26 protein-coding genes, 1 tRNA gene and 1 other RNA gene are annotated in these 21,395 nt (G+C 65.7%); 15 read left to right on the top strand and 13 right to left on the bottom strand.

Annotated elements, in window-relative coordinates; genetic code table 11:
* Window positions 1–3 precede the first annotated feature (3 nt).
* The 4 genes from CFR78_RS01810 to CFR78_RS01795 all read left to right on the top strand — a co-directional run bounded on the left by CFR78_RS01810 (window position 4) and on the right by CFR78_RS01795 (window position 4,619).
* Entirely contained in the window at window positions 4–1,044 is a 1,041-nt protein-coding gene (locus CFR78_RS01810) for an NAD(P)H-quinone oxidoreductase (RefSeq protein ID WP_181417473.1), read from the top strand.
* A 15-nt stretch (window positions 1,045–1,059) separates the two neighbouring features.
* Entirely contained in the window at window positions 1,060–1,851 is a 792-nt protein-coding gene (locus tag CFR78_RS01805) for an alpha/beta fold hydrolase (protein WP_034927123.1), read from the top strand.
* A 126-nt stretch (window positions 1,852–1,977) separates the two neighbouring features.
* Window positions 1,978–3,135 (top strand): energy transducer TonB, encoded by a 1,158-nt coding sequence (locus tag CFR78_RS01800; RefSeq protein WP_034927120.1) that lies wholly within the window; start codon window positions 1,978–1,980, stop codon window positions 3,133–3,135.
* Window positions 3,136–3,164: 29 nt separating this feature from the next.
* Window positions 3,165–4,619: an AMP nucleosidase gene (locus tag CFR78_RS01795; RefSeq protein ID WP_034927117.1), complete on the top strand. Its 1,455-nt coding sequence runs from the start codon at window positions 3,165–3,167 to the stop codon at window positions 4,617–4,619.
* A gap of 96 nt (window positions 4,620–4,715) precedes the next feature.
* Here the strand turns inward: CFR78_RS01795 and CFR78_RS01790 are convergent, their stop codons facing one another.
* The 5 genes from CFR78_RS01790 to CFR78_RS01770 all read right to left on the bottom strand — a co-directional run bounded on the left by CFR78_RS01790 (window position 4,716) and on the right by CFR78_RS01770 (window position 6,943).
* Window positions 4,716–5,531: a TIGR00282 family metallophosphoesterase gene (locus tag CFR78_RS01790; protein ID WP_034927114.1), complete on the bottom strand. Its 816-nt coding sequence runs from the start codon at window positions 5,529–5,531 to the stop codon at window positions 4,716–4,718.
* A 14-nt stretch (window positions 5,532–5,545) separates the two neighbouring features.
* A complete protein-coding gene (locus tag CFR78_RS01785; RefSeq protein WP_007396893.1) occupies window positions 5,546–6,157 on the bottom strand; it encodes a 5-formyltetrahydrofolate cyclo-ligase in 612 nt (203 codons plus the stop codon).
* 9 nt (window positions 6,158–6,166) lie between these two features.
* Window positions 6,167–6,325, bottom strand: a non-coding RNA gene (gene ssrS, locus CFR78_RS01780) — 6S RNA.
* A gap of 9 nt (window positions 6,326–6,334) precedes the next feature.
* Entirely contained in the window at window positions 6,335–6,676 is a 342-nt protein-coding gene (locus CFR78_RS01775) for a cell division protein ZapA (RefSeq protein ID WP_007396894.1), read from the bottom strand.
* 3 nt (window positions 6,677–6,679) lie between these two features.
* On the bottom strand, window positions 6,680–6,943 hold the full coding sequence (locus CFR78_RS01770) for a hypothetical protein (RefSeq protein WP_034927110.1): 264 nt from the start codon (window positions 6,941–6,943) through the stop codon (window positions 6,680–6,682).
* Between the two features lie 56 nt (window positions 6,944–6,999).
* On the opposite strand from CFR78_RS01770, the gene CFR78_RS01765 reads away from it, so the two are divergent.
* Together CFR78_RS01765 and thiE are read left to right on the top strand one after the other, a co-directional pair.
* Complete coding sequence (locus tag CFR78_RS01765) at window positions 7,000–7,416, top strand: hypothetical protein (RefSeq protein WP_240471313.1); 417 nt, start codon at window positions 7,000–7,002, stop codon at window positions 7,414–7,416.
* 62 nt (window positions 7,417–7,478) lie between these two features.
* On the top strand, window positions 7,479–8,114 hold the full coding sequence (gene thiE, locus CFR78_RS01760) for a thiamine phosphate synthase (RefSeq protein ID WP_110580954.1): 636 nt from the start codon (window positions 7,479–7,481) through the stop codon (window positions 8,112–8,114).
* Between the two features lie 124 nt (window positions 8,115–8,238).
* On the opposite strand, the gene epmA is transcribed toward thiE, so the two are convergent.
* On the bottom strand, window positions 8,239–9,258 hold the full coding sequence (gene epmA / locus CFR78_RS01755; RefSeq protein ID WP_034927106.1) for an EF-P lysine aminoacylase EpmA: 1,020 nt from the start codon (window positions 9,256–9,258) through the stop codon (window positions 8,239–8,241).
* A 51-nt stretch (window positions 9,259–9,309) separates the two neighbouring features.
* Between epmA and CFR78_RS01750 the strand changes: the two genes are divergently transcribed.
* From CFR78_RS01750 to CFR78_RS01725, 6 genes are all read left to right on the top strand, one after another.
* Entirely contained in the window at window positions 9,310–10,389 is a 1,080-nt protein-coding gene (locus CFR78_RS01750; RefSeq protein ID WP_034927103.1) for a lysine-2,3-aminomutase-like protein, read from the top strand.
* A gap of 86 nt (window positions 10,390–10,475) precedes the next feature.
* On the top strand, window positions 10,476–11,042 hold the full coding sequence (gene efp, locus CFR78_RS01745) for an elongation factor P (RefSeq protein ID WP_007396901.1): 567 nt from the start codon (window positions 10,476–10,478) through the stop codon (window positions 11,040–11,042).
* A 108-nt stretch (window positions 11,043–11,150) separates the two neighbouring features.
* Window positions 11,151–11,972, top strand: a complete 822-nt coding sequence (locus CFR78_RS01740; RefSeq protein ID WP_034927100.1) for an inositol monophosphatase family protein — start codon at window positions 11,151–11,153, stop codon at window positions 11,970–11,972.
* Window positions 11,973–12,051: 79 nt separating this feature from the next.
* Entirely contained in the window at window positions 12,052–12,837 is a 786-nt protein-coding gene (locus CFR78_RS01735; protein ID WP_223846610.1) for an OmpA family protein, read from the top strand.
* A gap of 12 nt (window positions 12,838–12,849) precedes the next feature.
* Window positions 12,850–13,896, top strand: coding sequence for a hypothetical protein (locus CFR78_RS01730; protein ID WP_007396905.1), 1,047 nt, complete (start codon window positions 12,850–12,852; stop codon window positions 13,894–13,896).
* 26 nt (window positions 13,897–13,922) lie between these two features.
* On the top strand, window positions 13,923–14,885 hold the full coding sequence (locus CFR78_RS01725) for a peptidoglycan -binding protein (RefSeq protein WP_007396906.1): 963 nt from the start codon (window positions 13,923–13,925) through the stop codon (window positions 14,883–14,885).
* A 167-nt stretch (window positions 14,886–15,052) separates the two neighbouring features.
* On the opposite strand, the gene CFR78_RS01720 is transcribed toward CFR78_RS01725, so the two are convergent.
* The 3 genes from CFR78_RS01720 to CFR78_RS01710 form a co-directional block, all read right to left on the bottom strand.
* Window positions 15,053–15,688, bottom strand: coding sequence for a tetratricopeptide repeat protein (locus tag CFR78_RS01720; RefSeq protein ID WP_051671978.1), 636 nt, complete (start codon window positions 15,686–15,688; stop codon window positions 15,053–15,055).
* A 64-nt stretch (window positions 15,689–15,752) separates the two neighbouring features.
* Entirely contained in the window at window positions 15,753–15,878 is a 126-nt protein-coding gene (ykgO, locus tag CFR78_RS01715) for a type B 50S ribosomal protein L36 (protein WP_003617324.1), read from the bottom strand.
* Between the two features lie 98 nt (window positions 15,879–15,976).
* The gene (locus tag CFR78_RS01710) at window positions 15,977–16,912 is read right to left on the bottom strand and encodes a hydrogen peroxide-inducible genes activator (RefSeq protein ID WP_007396909.1); all 936 of its coding nucleotides are present in this window, start codon (window positions 16,910–16,912) and stop codon (window positions 15,977–15,979) included.
* Between the two features lie 129 nt (window positions 16,913–17,041).
* Between CFR78_RS01710 and CFR78_RS01705 the strand changes: the two genes are divergently transcribed.
* The 3 genes from CFR78_RS01705 (at window position 17,042) to CFR78_RS01695 (ending at window position 18,453) form a co-directional block, all read left to right on the top strand.
* Window positions 17,042–17,584 carry a peroxiredoxin gene (locus tag CFR78_RS01705; protein WP_007396910.1) on the top strand — a complete coding sequence of 181 codons (543 nt, stop codon included), beginning with the start codon at window positions 17,042–17,044 and terminating at the stop codon, window positions 17,582–17,584.
* Between the two features lie 129 nt (window positions 17,585–17,713).
* A complete protein-coding gene (locus CFR78_RS01700; RefSeq protein ID WP_007396911.1) occupies window positions 17,714–18,241 on the top strand; it encodes a carboxymuconolactone decarboxylase family protein in 528 nt (175 codons plus the stop codon).
* A 135-nt stretch (window positions 18,242–18,376) separates the two neighbouring features.
* Window positions 18,377–18,453 (top strand) — tRNA-Asp (locus CFR78_RS01695).
* A 169-nt stretch (window positions 18,454–18,622) separates the two neighbouring features.
* On the opposite strand, the gene CFR78_RS01690 is transcribed toward CFR78_RS01695, so the two are convergent.
* The 4 genes from CFR78_RS01690 to rpiA form a co-directional block, all read right to left on the bottom strand.
* Window positions 18,623–19,444 carry a fructosamine kinase family protein gene (locus CFR78_RS01690; RefSeq protein WP_034927088.1) on the bottom strand — a complete coding sequence of 274 codons (822 nt, stop codon included), beginning with the start codon at window positions 19,442–19,444 and terminating at the stop codon, window positions 18,623–18,625.
* Window positions 19,441–19,914: a low molecular weight protein-tyrosine-phosphatase gene (locus CFR78_RS01685; RefSeq protein ID WP_034927085.1), complete on the bottom strand. Its 474-nt coding sequence runs from the start codon at window positions 19,912–19,914 to the stop codon at window positions 19,441–19,443. Before CFR78_RS01685 ends, CFR78_RS01690 begins: the two co-directional genes overlap by 4 nt.
* A gap of 153 nt (window positions 19,915–20,067) precedes the next feature.
* Complete coding sequence (locus tag CFR78_RS01680; protein WP_034927082.1) at window positions 20,068–20,619, bottom strand: gluconokinase; 552 nt, start codon at window positions 20,617–20,619, stop codon at window positions 20,068–20,070.
* On the bottom strand, window positions 20,616–21,320 hold the full coding sequence (gene rpiA / locus CFR78_RS01675) for a ribose-5-phosphate isomerase RpiA (protein ID WP_007396916.1): 705 nt from the start codon (window positions 21,318–21,320) through the stop codon (window positions 20,616–20,618). Before rpiA ends, CFR78_RS01680 begins: the two co-directional genes overlap by 4 nt.
* Window positions 21,321–21,395 lie beyond the last annotated feature (75 nt).

Here is a 21,395-nt window from a genome sequence, read left to right as displayed (position 1 = left end):
GAAATGACGCAGAGCATTCCCGACACCATGCAGGCCATCACCTACAGTGAGGACGGCACACCCGATTCCCTGCACCGCACCACCCTGCCCGTCCCGCGACCCGGCCCGGGTGAGGTGCTGGTACGGGTCATGGCGGCCGGCATCAACCGGCCCGACATCATGCAGCGCAAGGGGCTTTATCCCCCGCCGCCGGGCGCAAGCCCGCTGCTGGGCCTGGAAGTGGCGGGGGAAGTGGTGGCCATGGGCACGGACCTGCCCGCCAACGCGTTTCCAGCCCCGGGCGCGCGGGTCTGCGCGCTGACCAACGGGGGTGGCTACGCCCAGTACTGCACCGTGCCCGCCGGCCAGTGCCTGCCCTGGCCCACCGGATTCGACGCCATCCATGCCGCCAGCCTGCCCGAGACGTTTTTCACCGTCTGGTCCAACCTGTTCATGACCGCCGGGCTGAAACCGGGTGAGAGCGTGCTGGTGCATGGCGGCACCAGCGGCATCGGCACCACGGCCATCCAGCTTGTACGCGCCATGGGGGGCACGGTGTACGCCACCGCGGGCACAGCGGAAAAATGCGCCCTGTGTACGACGCTGGGTGCGAAAGCCGCCATAAACTACCGCACCGAGGACTTCCCCCAGCGCATAAGGGACCTGACCGGCGGGGCGGGCGTGAATGTCATACTGGACATGATCGGGGGGGCGTATCTGGATGGCAACCTGCGTGCGCTGGCAACCGCGGGGCGGCTGGTCATCATTGCCCTGCAGGGCGGGGCGAAGGCGGACGGGGTCAACCTGGCGCGCATCATGACGCGCCGGCTGGTGGTGACCGGCACCACGCTGCGCCCCCGCGACGCGGCCTACAAGGCCGAAATCGCCCGCCAGCTGGAAGACCACGTCTGGCCCCTGCTGGGCCGTCGCGCCATCCGCCCGCTCATCCATGCCACCTTCCCCTTTGCGCGGGTTGCCGATGCCCATAAACTCATGGAAAACGGAACGCATATGGGAAAGATCATGCTGGACCTTCAGCACCCGCCCACGGATACGATACGGTGATAGGGACAAAAGCTGGTGCTACTGAACGTCATTGAGCGTGGACCGGAAGAAATCATACCCGAACAGGTGGGCAGGCCGCCCATCGTGCTGCTGCACGGCCTGTTCGGGCGGGCGCGCAACCTTGGCTTCTTCCAGCGCCGGCTGGCACGCACGCGCCGCACGCTGGCCATTGACCTGCGCAACCATGGCGACAGCCCGCACGGGCTGATGGACTACAACGTCATGGCCGCCGACCTGCTGGAGACCCTGGCCCACCACAACGCGCTGCCCGCGACACTTGTCGGCCATTCCATGGGGGGCAAGGTGGCCATGACGCTGGCGCTCTCGCGCCCGGGCATGGTGCACAGCCTGCTGGTGGCCGACATCCCGCCCGCCCATACCGGTCACGGGCAGTTCGGACTGGGCGAGCAGATGCTGCGCGTCTCCTTTCCCCCCTTTCTCAACCGCGCGGGGGCCGACCGGCTGCTCCAGCACTACATTGCCAATACCGATGTGCGCGCGCTGATGCTCCAGAACATCGAGGTGGGCGAGAACCCGCACTGGACCATCGGCCTGCGGAAAATCGTGGACTCGATGCCCAATGTGGAAAGCTGGCCCTACATACCCGAAGGCTATACCTATCCCGGCCCGACGCTGTTCCTGGCGGGCGGGAATTCGCCCTATATCCGCCGCGAGCATTATGCCACCATGCGCAGGCTGTTCCCGTGCTACCGGCTGGAACTGATCGAACATGCCGGTCACTGGCTACATGTCGAACACCCCCAGAAATTCGCGGAGCTGCTGGAAAATTTTACCGAAAGCACCTGAACCCCGTTTCATTGCGTACCCCGTCCTTGACAACCCGCCCCCTGACGTCAGTTATGCTGTCGATATAACAGGGCAGGCACGCGGCCCCCACGAACAGACCCCTATGGCGGAGACCCGTAGTCTTTCATGACGGTGACACTCAGTCCCTCCTCCCGGCGGCGCAATGCCGTGGAGCCCGTGCTGATCCCACGCCGCGCGGAACCCGGCGACAGCCCGCCCCCCGTGGCGACGGACCAGTACGTGCCCCCCCGGCGTGAACGCCTGCTGCCAGGGGCCTCCGTGCCGCCACCACCGGGCTACCGCAAGCTGCGCCCCACCCTGTCGGGCCTGATCCGCCCCGACACGATAGAAACCCCCGGCCCCGGCCGGGCCATGGCCGTATCGGGGCTGCTGCACGGTGTACTGCTGGCCGCCATCCTGATCGAATCCGCCCATCACAGCCAGCATGGCTCCCCCTACGCCACGCAGTCGGAACCGCAGGTGGAGATGGTGTTCTCGCCCCCCACCTCCAGCGGGCTGCAGGGCCAGTCCTCGCCCGACATGGCGGGTGGCCAGAACGCGCCGCGCCAGCAGCAGGAACAGAGCCAGCCCACCGCCCAGGACAACAGCCAGAACCCGCAGACGGCGGATGAGGACTCCTCCCCCTCCCCCAACACGCCCACGCCCGAGACCCCCTCCGCCCCCCCCATGAGCGAGGCGCCATCCGACCTGTCGGTGCCACAGGCCGACCGGCATGACGAGTTCAATCCCTCCATGCAGAATTCGGGCCATGGCAACCATCCGGCCCAGCAGTCGCACAGCCAGTCCTCAGCCGGGCGGTATGCCCCGCTGCAGCATCCACGCAACTGGGCGCTTTCCTCCTCGCCGCTGCCGCGCCGCAACCAGCACGGGCGCGCGGGGGGCACCGGCGGGCCGATCGACCTTTCGCTTGGCCCCGTGGTGCAGAACGGCAGGATCAATGCCCCCTATTCCACCAATACCCAGATCCGGGGTGTCAGCGATGATTACGGCAGCGAACTCGACCGCTGGATCCGCAGCCACATGTACTACCCCGAGGAAGCCGCCCGCGCGGGCGAGGAAGGCCCGTCCTCCGTCCATGTGGAACTGGACCGCGAGGGCCATGTGACCAAGGTGCGCCTGACCGGCCAGTCGGGGTCCTACTACCTTGATGCCGCAACGGTGGGCATGTTCCGCAACGCCCAGCTGCCCCCCGTGCCACCGGACATGCAGGGCGATACCTTCCCCATCGACCTGACCATCAACTACATCCTGATCCGCCGCTAGGCGGCCACGGACCAAGGGAGAAACGCCACATGGATACAGCCACCCTCCTGCACCGGGCCGGGCGTGACTTCCACGCCTTTGACAATGCCGACGATGCCGTGGCCCACATCACCCGGCTGTACGACCATGCGGGTGAGCTGATCCGCCATGCCTTCACCACGCGCGACACCACGGGGCTTGCGGATGCGGTCTATCCCTACCTTGCCTTCATGCCGCAGGCGGCCCTGCCGCCCGACGGGCCACGCCCGCCGTTCGATGTGGTGCTGGAGCCGGGTTTCTATGGCACGACCCTGACCCGCCCCGCCCTGTTTGCCGATTACTGGCGCGAACAGATCGCAAGCCTGCTGCACCACTACGGCACCCCGGTCCATGTCGGGCTGTCGCACCAGCCGATCCCGCTGTCCTATGTGATGGAAGAGGCGGTGACATCCCTTACGGAATCCGACCTGGCATGGATCCAGTCGCATTTCGCCCTGCCCGACCTGCATGTGACCGATGATTCGATCGCCAACTGCGAATACATTCCCCGCCCCGACACGCCACGCCCGCTGGCCCTGTTCACGGCGGCGCGCACCGATTATTCTCTGGCGCGGCTGCACCATTACACCGGCACGGCCCCCCGGCATTTCCAGCGCTTCATTCTGCTGACCAACTACCAGCGCTATGTCGATGCCTTCCGTGAATATGGCCATGCGCAGGTGGATGCGGGATCGGAATACACCGCCTTTGTCGAACCGGGCGAGGTCGTCCACACCCGGGACACGCCGCACACCGCCCCCCACGGTGGCCAAAGCCTGCCACAGATGCCTGCCTACCACCTGTGCCGCCCCGATGGCGATGGCATCACGCTGATCAACATCGGCGTCGGCCCCGCCAATGCCAAGACCATTACCGACCATCTGGCCGTGCTGCGGCCGCATTGCTGGCTGATGGTCGGGCACTGCGCGGGGCTGCGCCGCAGCCAGAAGCTGGGGGACTATGTGCTGGCGCATGGCTACCTGCGCGATGACCATGTGCTGGATGACGACCTGCCGCCCTGGGTACCCGTGCCCCCCATTGCCGAAGTGCAGATGGCATTGCAGGACGTAACCGCCCGCGTGACCGGCCTGCATGATGCCGAGGTCAAGACCCGCCTGCGCACCGGCACGGTCATGACCACGGACAACCGCAACTGGGAACTGCGGCTGGGCGCCCTGTTCACCCGCATCAACACATCACGCGCCATTGCGGTGGACATGGAATCGGCCACCATTGCCGCCAACGGCTTCCGTTTCCGGGTGCCCTATGGCACGCTTCTATGCGTATCGGACAAGCCGCTGCATGGGGAACTGAAGCTGCGCGGCATGGCCAACGCCTTCTACCGCGAGCGGGTGCGCCAGCATCTGGTGGTGGGGATAGAGACCATGCAGCAGTTGCGCGCGCAGGGCGTGAACCGCCTGCATTCGCGCAAGCTGCGCGGGTTTGATGAACCCGCTTTCCGATAATGATTAAATAATAAAAGTTTTTGGGTGCCGCCTTTTTTCAAAAAGGCGGCATTTTTCGAAGCTTTTTGAAAAAAGCTTCGCCAAAAACTTTTATCCTCAGAAATCAGGCAAAGTAGGGGCCAGATGGCCCCCCTGCCGCACCGGGGCCATGCGGCGGGCAAGGCCGGTGGCATCATCGGTTTCCACCATCATGCCCGCGATGCTGGCCTCCCCCTCGGCGGGTTGCAGGCGGTCACCGGGCATCTTGCGCACGAAGCGGGCAATCGCCGCCTCCTTGCCCATGCCGATCACGCTGTCATAATCGCCACACATGCCCGCATCGGTCTGGAACGCGGTGCCAGCGGACAGGATGCGGTGGTCCGCCGTGGGGGTATGGGTATGGGTGCCGATGACCAGCGAGACCCGGCCATCAAGGAAATGGCCCATGGCCCATTTCTCGCTCGTGGCCTCGGCGTGCACGTCCACCACGGCGGCATGCATGGTCACACCCAGCCGGTGGCGTGAGAGGATTTCAGTGACCGAGCGGAACGGGTCATCCATCGCATCCATGAACTGGCGGCCCATGATGCTGACCACAAGCGCCTTGCGCCCATCCACCAGTTCCACCACAATACTGCCCTGCCCCGGCGTGCCGGGCGGGTAATTGGCGGGGCGGATGATGCGGGGTTCGCGGCCGATATGGCCGATCAGGTCGCGCCGGTCCCAGCTATGGTTGCCCAGTGTTATGACATCGGCCCCGGCCTCCAGCAGGTCACGGCCGATGGCGGGAGAAAGACCGAAACCATGGCTTGCGTTCTCCCCGTTCACCACCACCAGATCGAGTGCAAGGTCACGCCGCAGGGTGGGCAGGCGGGAGATAACAGCCTCACGCCCCACGCGCCCGACAATGTCACCCAGAAACAGTATTCTCAAGAAAACAGCCTTTGTTACCGTGTACGCCCGTCGCCACGACACCGGATCCATTCGCGTTCGGTCACGATCGCGGGCAATGGCACATCATACAGGCCGGTCGGAATACATGTCACTTCCTGAAAGGACAGGCCGAACCCCACCGTCCGCGCACGCGGCAGGCGCGCCAGCGTGCGGTCATAGTATCCTCCGCCATAACCCAGCCGCATGCCCCGCCGGTCAAACGCCAGCAGTGGCACGCACACCACGTCGGGCTGCATGGGGGGGCCATCGGGGTGAAAGGTGCCGTATCGCCCCTGCTGCATGGGGCAGTCAGCCTGCCAGCGGCGAAAGATGAGGGGATGCCCGCGTGGCGGGGTTTCGGGCAGGGCGATGCACAGTCCGTCCGCATGCAGGGCCTGCATGACCGGGCGCAGGTCGCTTTCCCCCGGCAGGGGCCAGACAAGGGCGATACACGCCCCCGCCCCGGCCATGCCGCGCAGCCCGCGTACCATGCGGTGGCACAGGGCTTCTTCCGCCCCCGCGCGGGCGGGATCGGTGGCGAAAGCCTGCCGGCGTCGCGTCATATGATGACGCAGGGCCTGCTTGGCCCGCATTGTTGGCCACGCTTCGGGATCAAGGGATGTCATGAAAACATATACGGAGCCGCCATGGCCGTTGGTCGGATCAGCCCTCCCGGACCTGCTGACGCAGGTGGGCGCCAGGTAACGTGACCACGATCACGACAGTGCCAGCTCCCTAGGAAGTGCTTATCGGCCCAGGGGTTGAATCATGCCTGACGCACCCGGCAGCTCCGCCCTTCCTGTTTACTCTTCTTCCAGTGCGTCCGCAATGCTTTCCGCACGTTCGACCAGATGGGCCAGCTGCTCGCGGCGGCGTTCATTCTCGATTCGCGCCTGACGCCCCTCCGCCAGCTGGTGGGCGGTATCGGACGACATCTTCTCCGCCGTCAGGTCGTATATCTCATCAGCCATGAGCAGGGCCGCAAGGGCCAGCAGGCGCCCCTCCCCGCTATGGCCGCCCAGCGCGCGGATGCGGTCGATCCGGCGCTCGACTTCCTGCGCCATGGCCTGCAGATGCTTTTCCTGCCCCTCCTTGCAGCCCACGGCATAGGAAAAACCGTTTATGCGTACGGTAACCTGGCTCATCGCCTATTCCTTCCGGCCTTCGGGGCTGTCTTCGCCCAGTACGTCCCGCACGCGGGCGATCAGCACATCGATATTGGCCGCCAGGGCCTGCAGGTCCGCCTCCGGCATGGGCGGCCGCGCAAGGGCCGCCTGTTCCCCGCGGCGGTCAAGGACGAAGGCAATGCGGTTGAGGGCAAGTTCAAGACGGTCTGCCGGGTCCTGCCCGGAGGCCGGGGGCGTGTAATCCGCTTCCTGTTCCGGTGGCATGATAATGTCAGACACGTTCATCCTTTCCCTCATTCCTCCCCTTGCACTGATCGCGCGGTGCGGTTTCAACGTCAAGCATGATCGACAAACATGACCATTCTGTGCCCGCAGCCCCCCCTGTAACCGTGACCTGCCGGGCCGATGTGGCGCTGGTCATGACGGTGACCCTGTCGTTACGCGCGGAATGCACGCTGGTTTCCCCCGCTGGCGCCGGATGCTTCATGGGTGTGGGGTGGTGGCAGGCCATCGTGGCGGACTGCACGCTGCCAGCCCTGCTGGACTGCGGGCAGGCGGCGGGGTTCGCGGCCGTGGCGCTGCAGGCCGGGCTGGATGGCGTGATCGTGCAGGCCCCGCCCGCGCAGCAGCGCGCCCTGCTCTCGCTTGCCCGGGTTACGGGCGGGTGCGTACTGGCCGTGCGCCCCGTGGCACTGGACCTGCCCGCCCATGATGCGGGCAGCGCGCTGGCGCAGTACCTGCGCGCGCACCGGCCGTAATGGGCCGCACTACCATGCGGGGGCTGTTCGGCATCCCCGCCGTGGCATAGGATTGGCGTGACATGAACGATTGCCAGCTCTACCTCATCACCCCCGAATCGCTTGATCCCGCGGCCTTCGCCCCCCGGCTTGCCGAAGCGCTGGACGCAGGCCCGGTCGCGGCCGTGCAGCTGCGCCTGAAAAACGTGCCGGATGATGCGATCCGCCATGCGGTGGACGTGCTCCAGCCCATTGCGCATGCGCGCAATGTGGCCTTCATCCTCAATGACCGTCCCGACCTTGCGGTCGCCTGCGGGTGCGATGGCGCGCATGTGGGCATGGACGATGGGGACGTGGCCACCGCGCGGCGCATCCTGGGGGCCGACCTGCAACTGGGCGTATCATGCTACGACAGCCGTGACATGGCGCTGCGCGCGGGTGAGGCCGGGGCGGATTACGTGGCGTTTGGCGCGTTCTTCTCCTCCCCCTCGAAGGAAACGGAAGTCCGTGCCGATCCGGCCCTGCTTACATGGTGGAGCAGCATGATCGAACTGCCCGTTGTGGCCATTGGCGGCATCACGCCCGACAATTGCGGCACGCTGGTGCGTGCAGGGGCGGATTTCCTGTCGGTTATCAGCGCGGTCTGGTCCCACCCCGAGGGGCCGGGTGCGGGCGTGCGGGCCATGAATACAGCCATCGCCGCGGCGGAAGACGCCTGAAACGTGTTTGAAAACAAATAATTAATAAAAGACAGGAAAAGTTTTTGGGTGCTGCCTTTTTGGAAAAAGGCAGCGTTTTTTCAAAGCTTTTTGAAAAAAGCTTCACCAAAAACTTTTACTATTTTTATCTCTCTCCCAACCACTGCACATCGGCAATACGGCTTGTGCCCGCCGCCAGCATCACCAGCCGGTCAAACCCCAGCGCGATACCGGCACACGGCGGCAGGCGGTCCAGTGCCGCGAGAAAGGCTTCATCCATAGGCCAGTCCAGCCCCGACTCGTCAGGATAGAGCACGCGACGCCGCGTCCGGTCGGCCATGAAGCGCGCGCGCTGCTCGGCGCTGTCGGTCAGTTCCTCGAACGCATTGGCCAGTTCGATCCCCCCCGCATACAGTTCGAAACGCAGCGCCACGCGCGGGTCGGCCGGATCGCTACGGGCCAGGGCGGCCTGGCTTGCCGGCCAGTGGGTCAGGAAAGTGGGGCGTGTGCGGCCAATATGGGGTTCCACACGCGCCATCATCAGGCGGAAGAACAGGTCCTCCCACGTCTCGCCAAGGCGCAGGGCGCAGCCTGCGTCACGCGCCAGGGCCGGGCCGTCGCCCTCGGTCGCCAGAATGTCCACGCCCGCATGGCGGTGGAAGGCATCGGCCACACGCAGCCGTTCGAACGGGGCCGCAATTCCGATTGTATCATTCCCCACCCTGACCACCGGCGGCAGCACGGCACGCAGCAGGGCTTCGGTTTCATCCATCAGGCCAGCCAGCGTTGCACCGGGACGGTACCATTCCAGCATGGTGAATTCATGCGCATGCAGCCGGCTGCCTTCCGCATTCCGCCAGACCCGTGCAAGCTGATACACGGGCAGGCCGGTCGCAGCCACGATGCGCTTCATGGCGAATTCCGGACTGGTGTGCAACCACAGCTTCTGGCGGGTGCCATCCGCGCCCGCCCGCTCGGTAGCGAAGACCTTCAGGTGAACTTCCTCGCCCGGAGTCGGCACGGCACAGGGGGTTTCCACCTCCACATACCCGCGCGCGTCAAAAAATGCCCGTATGCCGCGCAGCACAAGGTTGCGCCGCAGCAGGAAGGGCAGGCGGTCCGCGATGCGGGCCGGATCGGAATGGCTGGGAATGGAATCGACCATGGGACAGGATCTCCGGTTGCGGCAAACTGGCCCGCGCAGTACAGCCCCGGCATGACATCCGCGGTCAATCCCCCTCCCCCCCGGCCGGCCACGGCATCCCGCACGCTGCGCAGCGTGACCGACCTGCTGGCGGCGGGGCTGGTCACACCCGCCCAGGTACCGGCGCTGGAGGACGTGGCCCGACAGTACGCCACCGCCATTCCCCCCGCCTTTGCCGACCTGATCGAAACACCCGATGACCCGATCGGGCGGCAGGTCATCCCCGATGGCGCCGAAATCCATACCGATACGACGGAAGACCCGGACCCGATCGGGGATGACGCGCTCTCCCCTGTGCCGGGCATCGTCCACCGCTATGCCGACCGCGCGCTGCTCAAGCCGCTGCTGGTCTGCCCGCTGTACTGCCGCTTCTGTTTCCGCCGCGAACATGTCGGCCCCGGTGGCGGCGTGCTGGATGACGCGGCATTGGAACATGCGCTGGACTGGCTGCGCACGCATACCGGTATCCATGAAGTCGTGATGACCGGTGGCGACCCGCTCATGCTCTCGGCACGCCGCATGCGCGCGATCATGCAGGCGCTGGAAGGGATGGACCACATCCATACCATCCGCATCCATTCCCGGGTGCCGGTGGCCGACCCGGGGCGGCTGGATGACGAGATGGCCGATGCGCTGGAGACCACGCGCTCGATGTGGCTGGTGGTCCATGTCAACCATGCCCGCGAACTGACACCGCAGGCCCACGCCGCCATCCGCCGCGTGCAGGCACGCGCCATTCCCGTGCTGGGCCAGTCCGTGCTGCTGCGCGGGGTGAATGACACGCCCCAGGCGCTGGAAGCCCTGCTGCGCGCGCAGGTGGCCGCCCGCATCCGCCCCTATTACCTGCACCAGCTTGACCCCGCGCCCGGCACCGCGCGCTTCCATGTCCCCATACGCGAGGGGCAGCGCCTGCTGGCCAGCCTGCGCGGGCGGGTGACGGGCATTGCCTGGCCGACCTATGTGCTGGATATTCCCGGTGGCCATGGCAAGGTGCCGATCGCGCCCGGCTACCTGCATGAAGGCCCGGACGGCACCCTGCATGCAACCGCACCCGATGGCACAATCCACCGCCTTGCGCGCGAACGGGGCTGAAAAGAACCGCGCCAAACCTTGCCCTTCCGCGCGCGGGGCGTTAGAAGCCGAACCGCCATACTTCCCACAACCATACAGGGACCACCATGAAGCAGCAGGCAAACCTGATCCGCGCCGGGCAGGTTATTGAGCACGACGGCCGTCGCTGGACGGTCCTGAAACAGCAGATCATCACCCCCGGCAAGGGCGGCGCGTTCATCCAGGTGGAGATGCGCGACCTCAAGACCGGCAACAAGACCAACGAGCGCTGGCGCACCGCCGACACCGTTGAACGCCTGATGACCGAGGAGAAGGAATACACCTACTCCTACATGGATGGCGACAACATCGTGCTGATGGACCCCGAGACGTTCGAGCAGCTGCTGCTGCCCCTGGACCTGCTGGGTGATCAGGCCCCCTTCCTGCAGGACAACATGACGCTGGTCCTGAACCTGGTGGAAGGCGACCCGGTTGGCGTCGTGCTGCCCGCGCAGGTGACACTGGAAGTGGTCGAGGCCGATCCCGTGGTCAAGGGCCAGACGGCAAGCTCCTCCTACAAGCCCGCGCGCCTGTCCAATGGTGTGAAGACCATGGTGCCCCCCTTCATCGAAGCGGGTGAGCACATCGTGGTCCGCACCGAGGACAGCAGCTACGTCGAGCGCGCCAAGTCCTGACCCTTCCCCGGCCCGTGCCGGGGTGTCTCCACCCCGCGCGGGCCGGTTCACCAGCCCCCAGCCCCCCAATTCCACCGCACGAACCAGACAGGACCGATCACCGTGGCAATGCGACTCTCTCCCCATATGACGGTGATGCAGAACGCTGCCCAGAAGGCCGCACGCCGTCTTCTGCGTGACTTCAACGAAGTCGAGCAGCTCCAGGTCAGCATCAAGGGCCCGGGCGATTTCGTGTCGCAGGCCGACCTGCGGGCCGAAACCACCATCCGCGAGGAACTGGCGCGCGCGCGCCCCGGCTATGCCTTCCTGATGGAGGAAAGCGGGGCCTCGGGGCATGAGGGATGGACATGGCGCTGGGTGGTCGACCCGCTGGACGGCACAAGCAACTTCCTGCACGGCATTCCGCACTGGGCCATTTCCATCGGCCTGCAGCGCCGCCTGCCCGATGGCACGATCGAGATCGTGGCGGGTCTGGTCTATAACCCCGCCGCCAACGAGATGTTCTGGGCGGAAAAGGGGGTAGGTGCGTTCCTCAACGACCGCAGGCTGCGCGTCTCGGGCCGCCGCTCGATGAACGAGGCGCTGTTCGCCACCGGCATCCCCTTTGCCAGGGTATCGGCGCGCAACCGCCTGTCATTTGCCCGCACGCTGGGCGCGCTCATGCCGCAGGTGGCGGGCATACGCCGATTCGGCGCTGCCGCCCTCGATCTGGCCTGGGTTGCCGCCGGTCGGTACGATGGCTACTGGGAACTGGGCATCAGGCCGTGGGACTGCGCGGCGGGAATCCTGCTGGTGCGCGAGGCCGGGGGCTACGCCACCGACCCCGAGGGCGTGGATCTCAACGATCTGGGGGCCTCGATAGACGCGGTTGCCGGCAATACCCACCTGCATGGCCCGCTGCGTGAACTGGTTGCCAGCAGCATTGGCTGAAGCCTGATGGGGCGGCCGGCCCGTTTGCCGATTGCGCCGCCCCCCATCGCCCGGTAGCCTGCCGGTCACGATGCAGCACATGATCCCTTTTCCCATCCGCCGGCCTGCCATCCGCCCCATCCTGCGCGGGCTTGCCCTGCCGGGCCTGATTGCCTGTGCCCTTGCCGGCACCGGGACGGATGCCCGTGCCCAGGTCACGACCAGCCAGAGCGCGCTGGACGCCCTTGGCGCGCCACCGAAGCATCCGGCCATGCTGCCCAGCGGCGCAAGCCTCTCCGCCTCGCAGGGTGATACGGACGCCACCGGCCCGCGCACCGACATTCCGGGCAGCCACGCGCCGGCCACCGCCATCGCTTCCCCCGCGGCGCTTGCCGCCCTCCCCCCCGTGGCTGCCCAGCCACCTGCCAATCCGGTGCTGCGCCCGCCCGAACTGCATGTGCCCGAACACCCCTTTCCCCCCCCGCCCGAAGTCAGGGCCGACCCGCAGGCCCGTGGCCGGGCGGAAAGGCTGACCGGGGGGACACGGCTGCACTTCACCACCCAGTCCGCCGACATGAATCCGCGCATGATCGCCGCCCTGCAGACATTTGCCACCGTCATGCAGAAGCTGCCCGACCAGCATGTGAGCATCGTCGCCTATGGCGAAGGGCGGCCCGATGATCCCTCCACCCCGCGCCGCGTGGCGCTGTCACGCGGGCTTGCGGTGCGTTCGGTGCTGATCCATGCCGGACTGGCCTCCACGCGCATCTATGTCCGCGCGGTGGGGCTGCCGGGGGAAAATGCGCAGGGCGCGGGCGCGGATTGTGTTGACGTCACCCGTTCCGGTGTGGTGGCCTCAACGTCTTCCACTCCACCCCCGCGTTAAGGACATCCCTGCGTGACACGACCGACGACCTACCTTGTACGCGTCCTGCTTTTCCTTCTGGCCGTCGGGGCTGTCACAGCCCTGCTTTCCACAACCCTGTATCAGGCCTTCTGCAACAACCCGTACCTGGACGGGCTGATCGTGGGCATCCTGCTGCTGGGCATCGTGTGGAACATCACCATGATCCTGCGCCTGATCCCCGAGGTACGCTGGGTCAACATCCTGCGCCACCCGCGTGAGGGGCTGACAACCCCCCCGCCGCCGCGCCTGCTGGCCCCCATGGCGTCGATGCTGGCCACCCATGACAAGGGCCGCAGGCTGACCCTGTCCGCCCCGGTGATGCAGTCGCTGCTCGACAGCCTGTCCGCCCGGCTGGACGAGGGGCGCGAGCTTTCGCGCTACCTGACCGGGCTGCTCATCTTCCTGGGCCTGCTGGGCACGTTCTATGGCCTGCTGCTGACCGTGGGGTCCATTGCCGATGTGATCGGCAACATGACCGTGGGCAGCGGGGACATGAATGTCATGTTCGACCAGCTCAAATCCGGGCTGGCCGGGCCACTGCACGGCATGGGCACGGCGTTCTCCGGCTCCATGTTCGGGCTGGCGGGGGCACTGGTGCTGGGTTTCCTTGACCTGACGGCAGGGCAGGCACAGACGCGCTTCTTCAATGAACTGGAGGAATGGCTGGCCACCATCACCCGCCTTTCCGCGGGCGGGCTGCAGGTGGGCGGCAATGACGCCACGGTTCCGGCCTATGTGCAGGCGCTGCTGGAGCACACCGCCGAGAACATGGAAAAGCTGCAGGCCCTGCTGGCCCGCAGCGAGGAAACCCGCGCACAGGAACAGCGCCTGCTGACCGCGCTGAACGACCGCCTGGCCGCCCTTGCCGATAACCGGGGGGAGGAACACCTGCAAGGCATCGAATCGCTGCTGGCGCGGCTGGTACAGGAATCGGCGGCCGGGCGCGAGCAGATGGCAACCGACATCCGCAATGACCTGCGCCTGCTCGCGCGCACCATTGCCGCAAGCGCCCCCGGAACGAACCATTCCGCTTCCTGACCGCAAGACAAGGCAAGGTTCCCCCCATGGCGCGCCGTTCCCGTCGTTCTATCCGTTCCGAACTGAATGCATGGCCGGGCTATGTTGATGCGCTGTCAACGCTGCTCATGGTCATCATATTCGTCCTGCTTGTCTTCGTGCTGGGGCAGGCTTTCCTGTCGGTCGCGCTGAACAAGCGCCAGCAGGCGCTCAACCAGCTGGAGCACGAGGTGGCCCGGCTGGGGCAGATGCTCTCGCTGGAACACAGCCACACCACCGCCCTGCAGAACGAGGTGGCCAGCCTGCACAAGGCCCATGACGCGGATGTGGCCACCGCCACGTCGCTTACCGCCCAGCTCAACCAGCAGACCAGCGAGCGCGACAGCGCGCAGGCGCGTACCACCGCGCTGGATGAACAGGTTGCCCAGCTCAATGCCCAGCTTGCGGCCCTCAGCACGGTACTGGAAGCGACCGAGGACACGGTGCATGACCGTGACCGCCAGATCAGCAACCTGGGCATGCAGCTCAATGTGGCGCTGGCGAAGAAGGTGGAGCAGCTGCAGCAGTACCGCTCCGAATTCTTCGGCCGCCTGCGCAGCGTGATGCAGGACCACAAGGGCGTGCAGATCGTGGGCGACCGCTTCGTGTTCCAGAGCGAGGTGCTGTTCCCGCCCGGCGGGGCGGACCTCTCGCCCGAAGGCGTGCAGGAAATCAGGGTGCTGGCCAAGACGCTGCGGCAGGTTGCCCAGCAGATTCCGGCGGATGTGCCGTGGATCCTGCGCGTGGACGGCCATGCCGACCGCCAGCCCATCCATTCCGCCTTTCCCAGCAACTGGGAACTGTCATCGGCGCGCGCCATCACGGTGGTCAAGCTGCTGATTGCCGAAGGGATCGACCCGCACCATCTGGCCGCGACCGGCTTTTCGGACTACCAGCCGCTGGACAAAGGCACCACACCGGAAGCCTTTGCCCGTAACCGGCGCATCGAATTCCGCCTGACGGACCGCTGATATCGACCTGCCGGGCGGCGATGGCGCGCAACGCGCCGGACCTGCCCGGCATGATACGGGCACACAGGCGCGAAAACCCCGTAAGGCACAAGAAAGTTCCTGTTGACGCTTTTTTCAGGAAGCTTTGCAGGTCGCGGCCTTCTTGAAAAAAGCACGCCTGTTATCCATCAGGTTGGCTGGCCGAAAGCCTTCAGGCGCAGTTGCTCGGTCTGGTGGTCGGCATCGGGAATGGTGGGATCGAGTGCGCGGACATGCTGCCACGCTTTCCACGCGGCCTGCCAGTCGCCCCGCTGCTCCTCGGTATCCTCAAGGATCTTCCATGCCATGAGATCACGCCCGTCATGATGCAGGGCGACACCAAGATCGGCCACCGCGCCATCGGGATTGCGGGCGGCAAGGCGCGCCTGCGCCCGGTTGCGCCACAGCACTTCCACATCCGGCTGGAGCAGGAGCGCATCATCCATGTCCTGCACCGCATCAAGCGGGCGCTGGGCATCCAGGTCATCCTGCGCGCGCCGGACCAGCAGGGTGGTGGTGGGGGCCAGCGGCTTCAGCCGCAGCTGCTCGATCCGGCCCTGCAGGTCACGCGCGCCACGGGCGGTGGCGGCATGGGCCAGTTCCGTCTCGAGACTGTCAAGCGAGGGTTCGCCCGCAGCCTTCCCCCCGCCATGCGCGGCGGAAGCCGAGGGCGGGGCGGCATGCCTGTCCACCCCGTGGCCGACGGACGGGTCCGCATGGGCAACCTGCCCTGCCAGCGCCCCAATCAGGGGTACGCACGCAAAGCCGCGCAGACAGGTTGTCAAAAACCGGCCTGCGCGGCTTTGCCGCTGTTCGAAGATGAACCTGACGGTCAAGGCCGTCCGGCAATCAGCCCTGACGGGCCTTCATGCGCGGGTTCTTCTTGTTGATGACGTAGACCTTGCCACGGCGACGGACCACACGGCAGTCCTTGTCCCGAACCTTGGCCGATTTCAGGCTGTTTCTGATTTTCATGATCCGACCCTCGACTAGCGGCGATGTACCGCAAAAGAGGCGCCCGAATACCCTTCCCTGCGCCCTGAGTCAACTACACAGCCGGATTCCAGGGCATTTTACAGCAGGGAATTCGCCTGTGTGATCGAATCCGGCACGAAAAACGGGGCAATGGTATGGAAATCCGCGGCCCGGGGGGAACGCGGGCGCCATGACAGGCCGATGGTACGCCATGTCTGGGCACCCGTCACGGGCCGGACCGCAAGTTTCTGGCCATCCAGCAGCGGGGAATCGACCGCAAGCTGCGGCAGCAGGGCCAGCCCCATGCCCGCGGCCACCATTTCCACCATGGTATGCAGCGAGGTGACGGCGCATTCCGCCTCGTCCCCCGGCGGGGTCCAGCCACGGACCTGGCGGCACATGGCCAGCGTCTGGTCACGCAGGCAGTGCCCGTCTTCCAGCAGGATCATGCGCTCACGCACGATGCTGCGTACCGGCACCACCGGCAGCTGCGCCAGCGGGTGGTCATGCGGCATGACCAGCATGAACGGGTCGCGCCATAGCGGCAGGGTCTCGTTATCGGCGCAGTCCCACGGCATGGCCAGCAGCACCAGATCCAGCCGCCCCATGGCCAGCTTGGCCATGACGCTGTGGGTCACGTCCTCGTTCAGGGAAAGGCGCAGCTGCGGATAGGCCTGTGGCAGCCTGCGCACCAGCGAGGACATGACAAACGGCCCGATGGTGGGAATGACGCCGATGCGCAGCAGCCCGCTCATCGGCTCCCGCGAGGCCACGGCCACGTCCAGCACGCCCTGCAGGGCTTCCAGCGCCGTACGGGCACGGGTCACGACCTTGTCCCCCACCGGGGTGAACACGACCTTCTTGCCCACGTCACGATCAAGCAGCCGGACATCCATCTGCCGCTCCAGCGCCAGGATACCGGCGGAAAGTGTTGACTGCGTTACCGCGCAGGCGCGCGCCGCCCGGCCGAAATGGCGCATCTCGGCCAGGGTGACAAGGTAGCGCAGCTGCTGGGCAGAGGGCATCGGAAGCATCGATAATTCCGATCATGCATATATAAATAATTCACTGGTGTGATAGCACCATCACCGGCATAGATACAGGCTCCGGGGCGGCGGCACACCCTGCCCCACCCAACGATCCCCAACAGGAGCCTACTCGCGATGCTGACAATCGGTGACAAGTTTCCCGCCTTCAACCTGAGCGCCGTACCCGGTGGCCCCGAAGGGCTGAAGGGCGAATTCGTCCAGATCACGGACGAATCGGACGCGGGCAAGTGGAAGGTCGTCTTCTTCTGGCCGCTGGACTTCACCTTCGTCTGCCCGACCGAAATCGTGGCGTTTGGCAAGCTGGCCGGTGAGTTCAAGGACCGTGACACCGTGGTGTATGGCGTGTCGATCGACAGCGCCTTCGTGCACCTGAACTGGCGCCTGCACCATGACGAACTGAAGACCCTTGAAATCCCGATGCTGTCCGACATCAAGCGCGAACTGATCGAAAGCTGTGGCGTGATGGCCCAGCAGGCGGGTGCGGCCCTGCGCGCCACCTTCATCGTGGACCCGCAGGGCATCATCCGCCACGTCAGCGTCAATGACCTGTCGGTTGGCCGCAACCCGCAGGAAATCCTGCGCATCCTGGACGGCCTGCAGAGCGACGAGCTGTGCCCGTGCAACTGGAACAAGGGCGACGCCTTCATCAAGGCATGAAGACCCGGCGCGCATGGCACCTGCGGCCATGCGCGCCACGCCGCCCGGCCCCCTTCATGCCCTGCCCGCCCCCGCGCCGGGACTGGCGCGAGGGGGTCGGCACAGCCCCCCAGCCCACGGACACGTTTCATGTCGATCGATTCCATCAAGGCCGCCCTGCCCGACTACGCCAAAGACCTGAAGCTGAACCTCAGCTCGCTTGCCAATGACATCGTGCTGACGCCGCAGCAGCTTGGCGGCACGTTCATCGCCTGCGCCATCGCGGCGCGCAACCCGGCCGTGACCCATGCCCTGACCGCCGAATACGGCCCCCGCCTGGCCCCCGCGGCACTTGAGGCGGCGCGGGCGGCGGCGGCCATCATGGGCATGAACAATGTCTATTACCGTTTCGTGCACCTTGTGGGCGGGGATTATGCAAAGCTGCCCGCACGCCTGCGGATGAACGTCATCAGCAATCCCGGCGTGGACAAGGTGGATTTCGAGCTGTGGGCCATGGCGGTTTCCGCCATCAATGGCTGCGGCCTGTGCATGGAAAGCCATGAGCGCCAGCTGCGCGCGGCGGGCCTGACCACCGAACATGTCCAGACCGCCGTGCGCATTGCCGCCACCGTCAACGCCATCGCCGTGACGCTGGAGGGTGTGGAACTGCCTGCCTGATCCGGCCCGGACCCGAAAAAACGCCATGAACGTCCCCGTCATGGCGTTTTTTTTGCCTGCCCTGTTGCCATGTCGGGGGGAGCCTGTTATTTGCCCTTTCACCGAACGGTTGCAGCCCACAGGGCGGCAGCGGATGCGGGTGTAGCTCAGTTGGTTAGAGCGCCGGCCTGTCACGCCGGAGGTCGCGGGTTCGAGCCCCGTCACTCGCGCCATTCCATGGCATAGCTTTCATAAAGCCCTCCCTAAAAAATATCCTTGAAATCAAAGAAAATTTTTTGGTGAAGCTTTTTCTAAAAAGCTTCGAAGAAAGCCGCCTTTCCGAAAAAAGGCGGCACCCAGAAACTTTTATTCCTTCAGCCCCGCATAAGGGCACGCATGCCCTTACCCCACGCCCGCGCCATCAAGGTAATGGGCCACAAGCGGCCGGTAGGTCGCGCCAAACAGCCGCAGATGCACCAGCGCGATCCAGAGCCGGTAGATGGCGAAACGCGCTTCATACCCTGCCTCCAGCGGCCCATGGGCCATGAAGAAGGCGGCAGGAGGCCGGTCGAACACCCCGGCGGTGGCAAGATCCACCTCCGCGTGGCCATGGCAGCAGCACGGGTCGATCAGTCCCGTCACCCGCCGGGCATGGACCAGCACATTGCCACCCCACAGGTCGCCATGCAGCAGGCTGGGCGGCGGTGTGGCGGGCAGCAGTTCGGGCAGGCGGTGCATGAGGCGCTCAAGCTGGCGGGCAAGATCAATCCCCACATGCTCCAGATGGATGCCAATACGGCGTTCGGCCCAGAAGCGGGGCCACGTATCCGTCCACGCGTTGGGCACTGCCACGGTACCCAGTGCGTAATCGGTACCCCAGCCATAACGGGTTGCCCCATCTGGCGGCCTGCCGGTATGAACCTGCGCCAGCACGCGCCCCAGTCCGCCCCAGCAGGTGGCCAGCGGGCCATCGGCGGGCAGGTACTGCAACACCAGCGCATCCTCATCCACCGCCAGCACATCGGGCACCGGCGCGCCGGTCTGGCCCAGCGCGCGCAGCATGGCGGCTTCCACCCGCGGGTCGGGACCATTCTTGACCACGACCCTGCGCCCATCATTGAGATAGACCAGCAGCGTCTGCGCCAGGTCACCGCCCTGCAACGGATGCCAGTTCCACAACTGCCCGCCCAGCAGGGCGGCCCCATGCCGGGCCAGGCGGGTCATGCGCCGCCCTTCAGTGCCGCCACCAGCGCGTCCGCCCCGGCGGCCACGTCGCGCCATGTGGTCTCGAACCCGCTGGCATCGCCATAATACGGATCAGCCACGGCATGGCCCTGCCGGCCGGGCACATGGTCCAGCAGCAGGGACAGCCGGGCCAGGCTGCCTGCGGGCCGCATGGCCTGCAGATGGGCAAGGTTGGCGTGATCCAGCGCCACGATATGGGTAAAGCGCTCAAAATCCGCAGGCCGGACCACACGCGCCCGGTAGCGGCTGATATCAATGCCGTGCCGCAGGGCAACAGCGCAGGCCCGCCGGTCGGGCGGCGATCCGACATGCCAGTGCCCCGTGCCAGCCGAATCGATCACCGCATCAAGTCCCGCCCGCCGGGCCGCGTCACGGAACGCGGCCTCTGCCAGCGGGGAGCGGCAGATATTGCCCATGCACACAAACAGTACGGCAATGGAGGCAGTCATCGATTCCCTACCCACGAAACATCCCGCAGATCAGAAAAAATTTTTGGTAAAGCTTTTTTCAAAAAGCTTTGGAAGAACGCCGCCTTTTTGGAAAAAGGCGGCACCCAAAAACTTTTATCATTCTTTATCAGTTGATTACCTTGGGGAAACCCCTCAGCGTTCAGGAAATTTCTGTTTCAGCAGGCCAAGGGTCTCGGCAATCAGGTCCGCAGGTGTTGCTTCCAGATGCACCACGACCGGATGTTCATCCGCCGTCGGCACCTCAAGCGTTGCAAGCTGGCTGGGCAGCAGGCTGGGGGGCATGTAATGGCCCCGCCTGCGCTTCAGCCGGTCGGACAGCACATCCTCGGGGATTTCCAGATAGACGAAGACGATCCCCTCATTGCCCCCCGCGCGCAGCAGGTCACGATAGGACCGCCTGAGCGCCGAACAGGTCAGGATGCCGCCCTGCCCTGACGCCACACGCTCGTGCAGCCATTTCCGGCACAGTTCCAGCCACGGCAGGCGGTCGGCATCGGTCAGGGGGATGCCTGCCGCCATTTTCTCCACATTGGCGCGGGGATGCAGCAGGTCGCCTTCCTGATAGGGCCAGCCCAGCAGGTTGTGCAGCCCCTCCGCCAGCGTGGTCTTGCCGCAGCCCGATACCCCCATGATGACAAGGACCAGCGGCCTGACTCCCTGATCCTGCAGGGCCTTGCCCGTCATGCCGCGCGCAGCCTCTGCAGGCCATCGGCGGTGGCCACGATCACCTCGGACGTACGACCGATGAACAGCCCGGTCTCGATCACGCCCACAACCCCGTCAAGCTGGCGCTGCAGGGCGGGGGAATCGGCAATCTCGCCAAAATGGCAGTCCAGGATCATGTTGCCCCCATCGGTCACGAACACATTGCCGCTGCGGTCCAGGCGCTGGACAACCTTCGCACCCAGCGCCTCAAGCTGGCGCGCGGTGGAGGTCCAGCCAAAATTGGCGACTTCCACCGGCACGGGCACGGCGGCCCCCAGCCGGTCGACCAGCTTGCTGTCATCCACCACCACCACGAACCGGCGCGAGGCGGCAGCCACGATCTTTTCACGGAACAGCGCACCACCCAGCCCCTTGATCAGGTTCAGGGTACCGCGTTCCACCTCATCCGCGCCATCGATGTCGATATCGATCTGCGGGTGGGTAGCGAATGTGACCAGCTTTATCCCGTGCGAGCGCGCCTGCTCGGCCGAGCGCTCGGATGTGGGAATGGCGCAGAACCGCAGCCCTTCCGCCCAGCGGCGGCCAAGTTCCTCGATCATGAAGGCCGACGTGCTGCCGGAGCCAAGGCCGACCACCATGCCGTCCTTTACCATGTCGGCAGCCTCGATCGCGGCCTTGCGCTTCAGTTCCGCCCTGGGGTCCGTGGTGTTGATGGACATGCGCTGTTTCCTCTCCTGCGGGGCATCCCTGTCCCGGGCACCCCGTCGTTTTTATTGGCCATGATGCATTCGCGC

This window comes from Komagataeibacter rhaeticus (assembly GCF_003207855.1).
Lineage (GTDB): Bacteria > Pseudomonadota > Alphaproteobacteria > Acetobacterales > Acetobacteraceae > Komagataeibacter > Komagataeibacter rhaeticus.
Note: the sequence above shows the minus strand (reverse complement) of the source record. Positions and strands in the feature narration are given on the sequence as shown.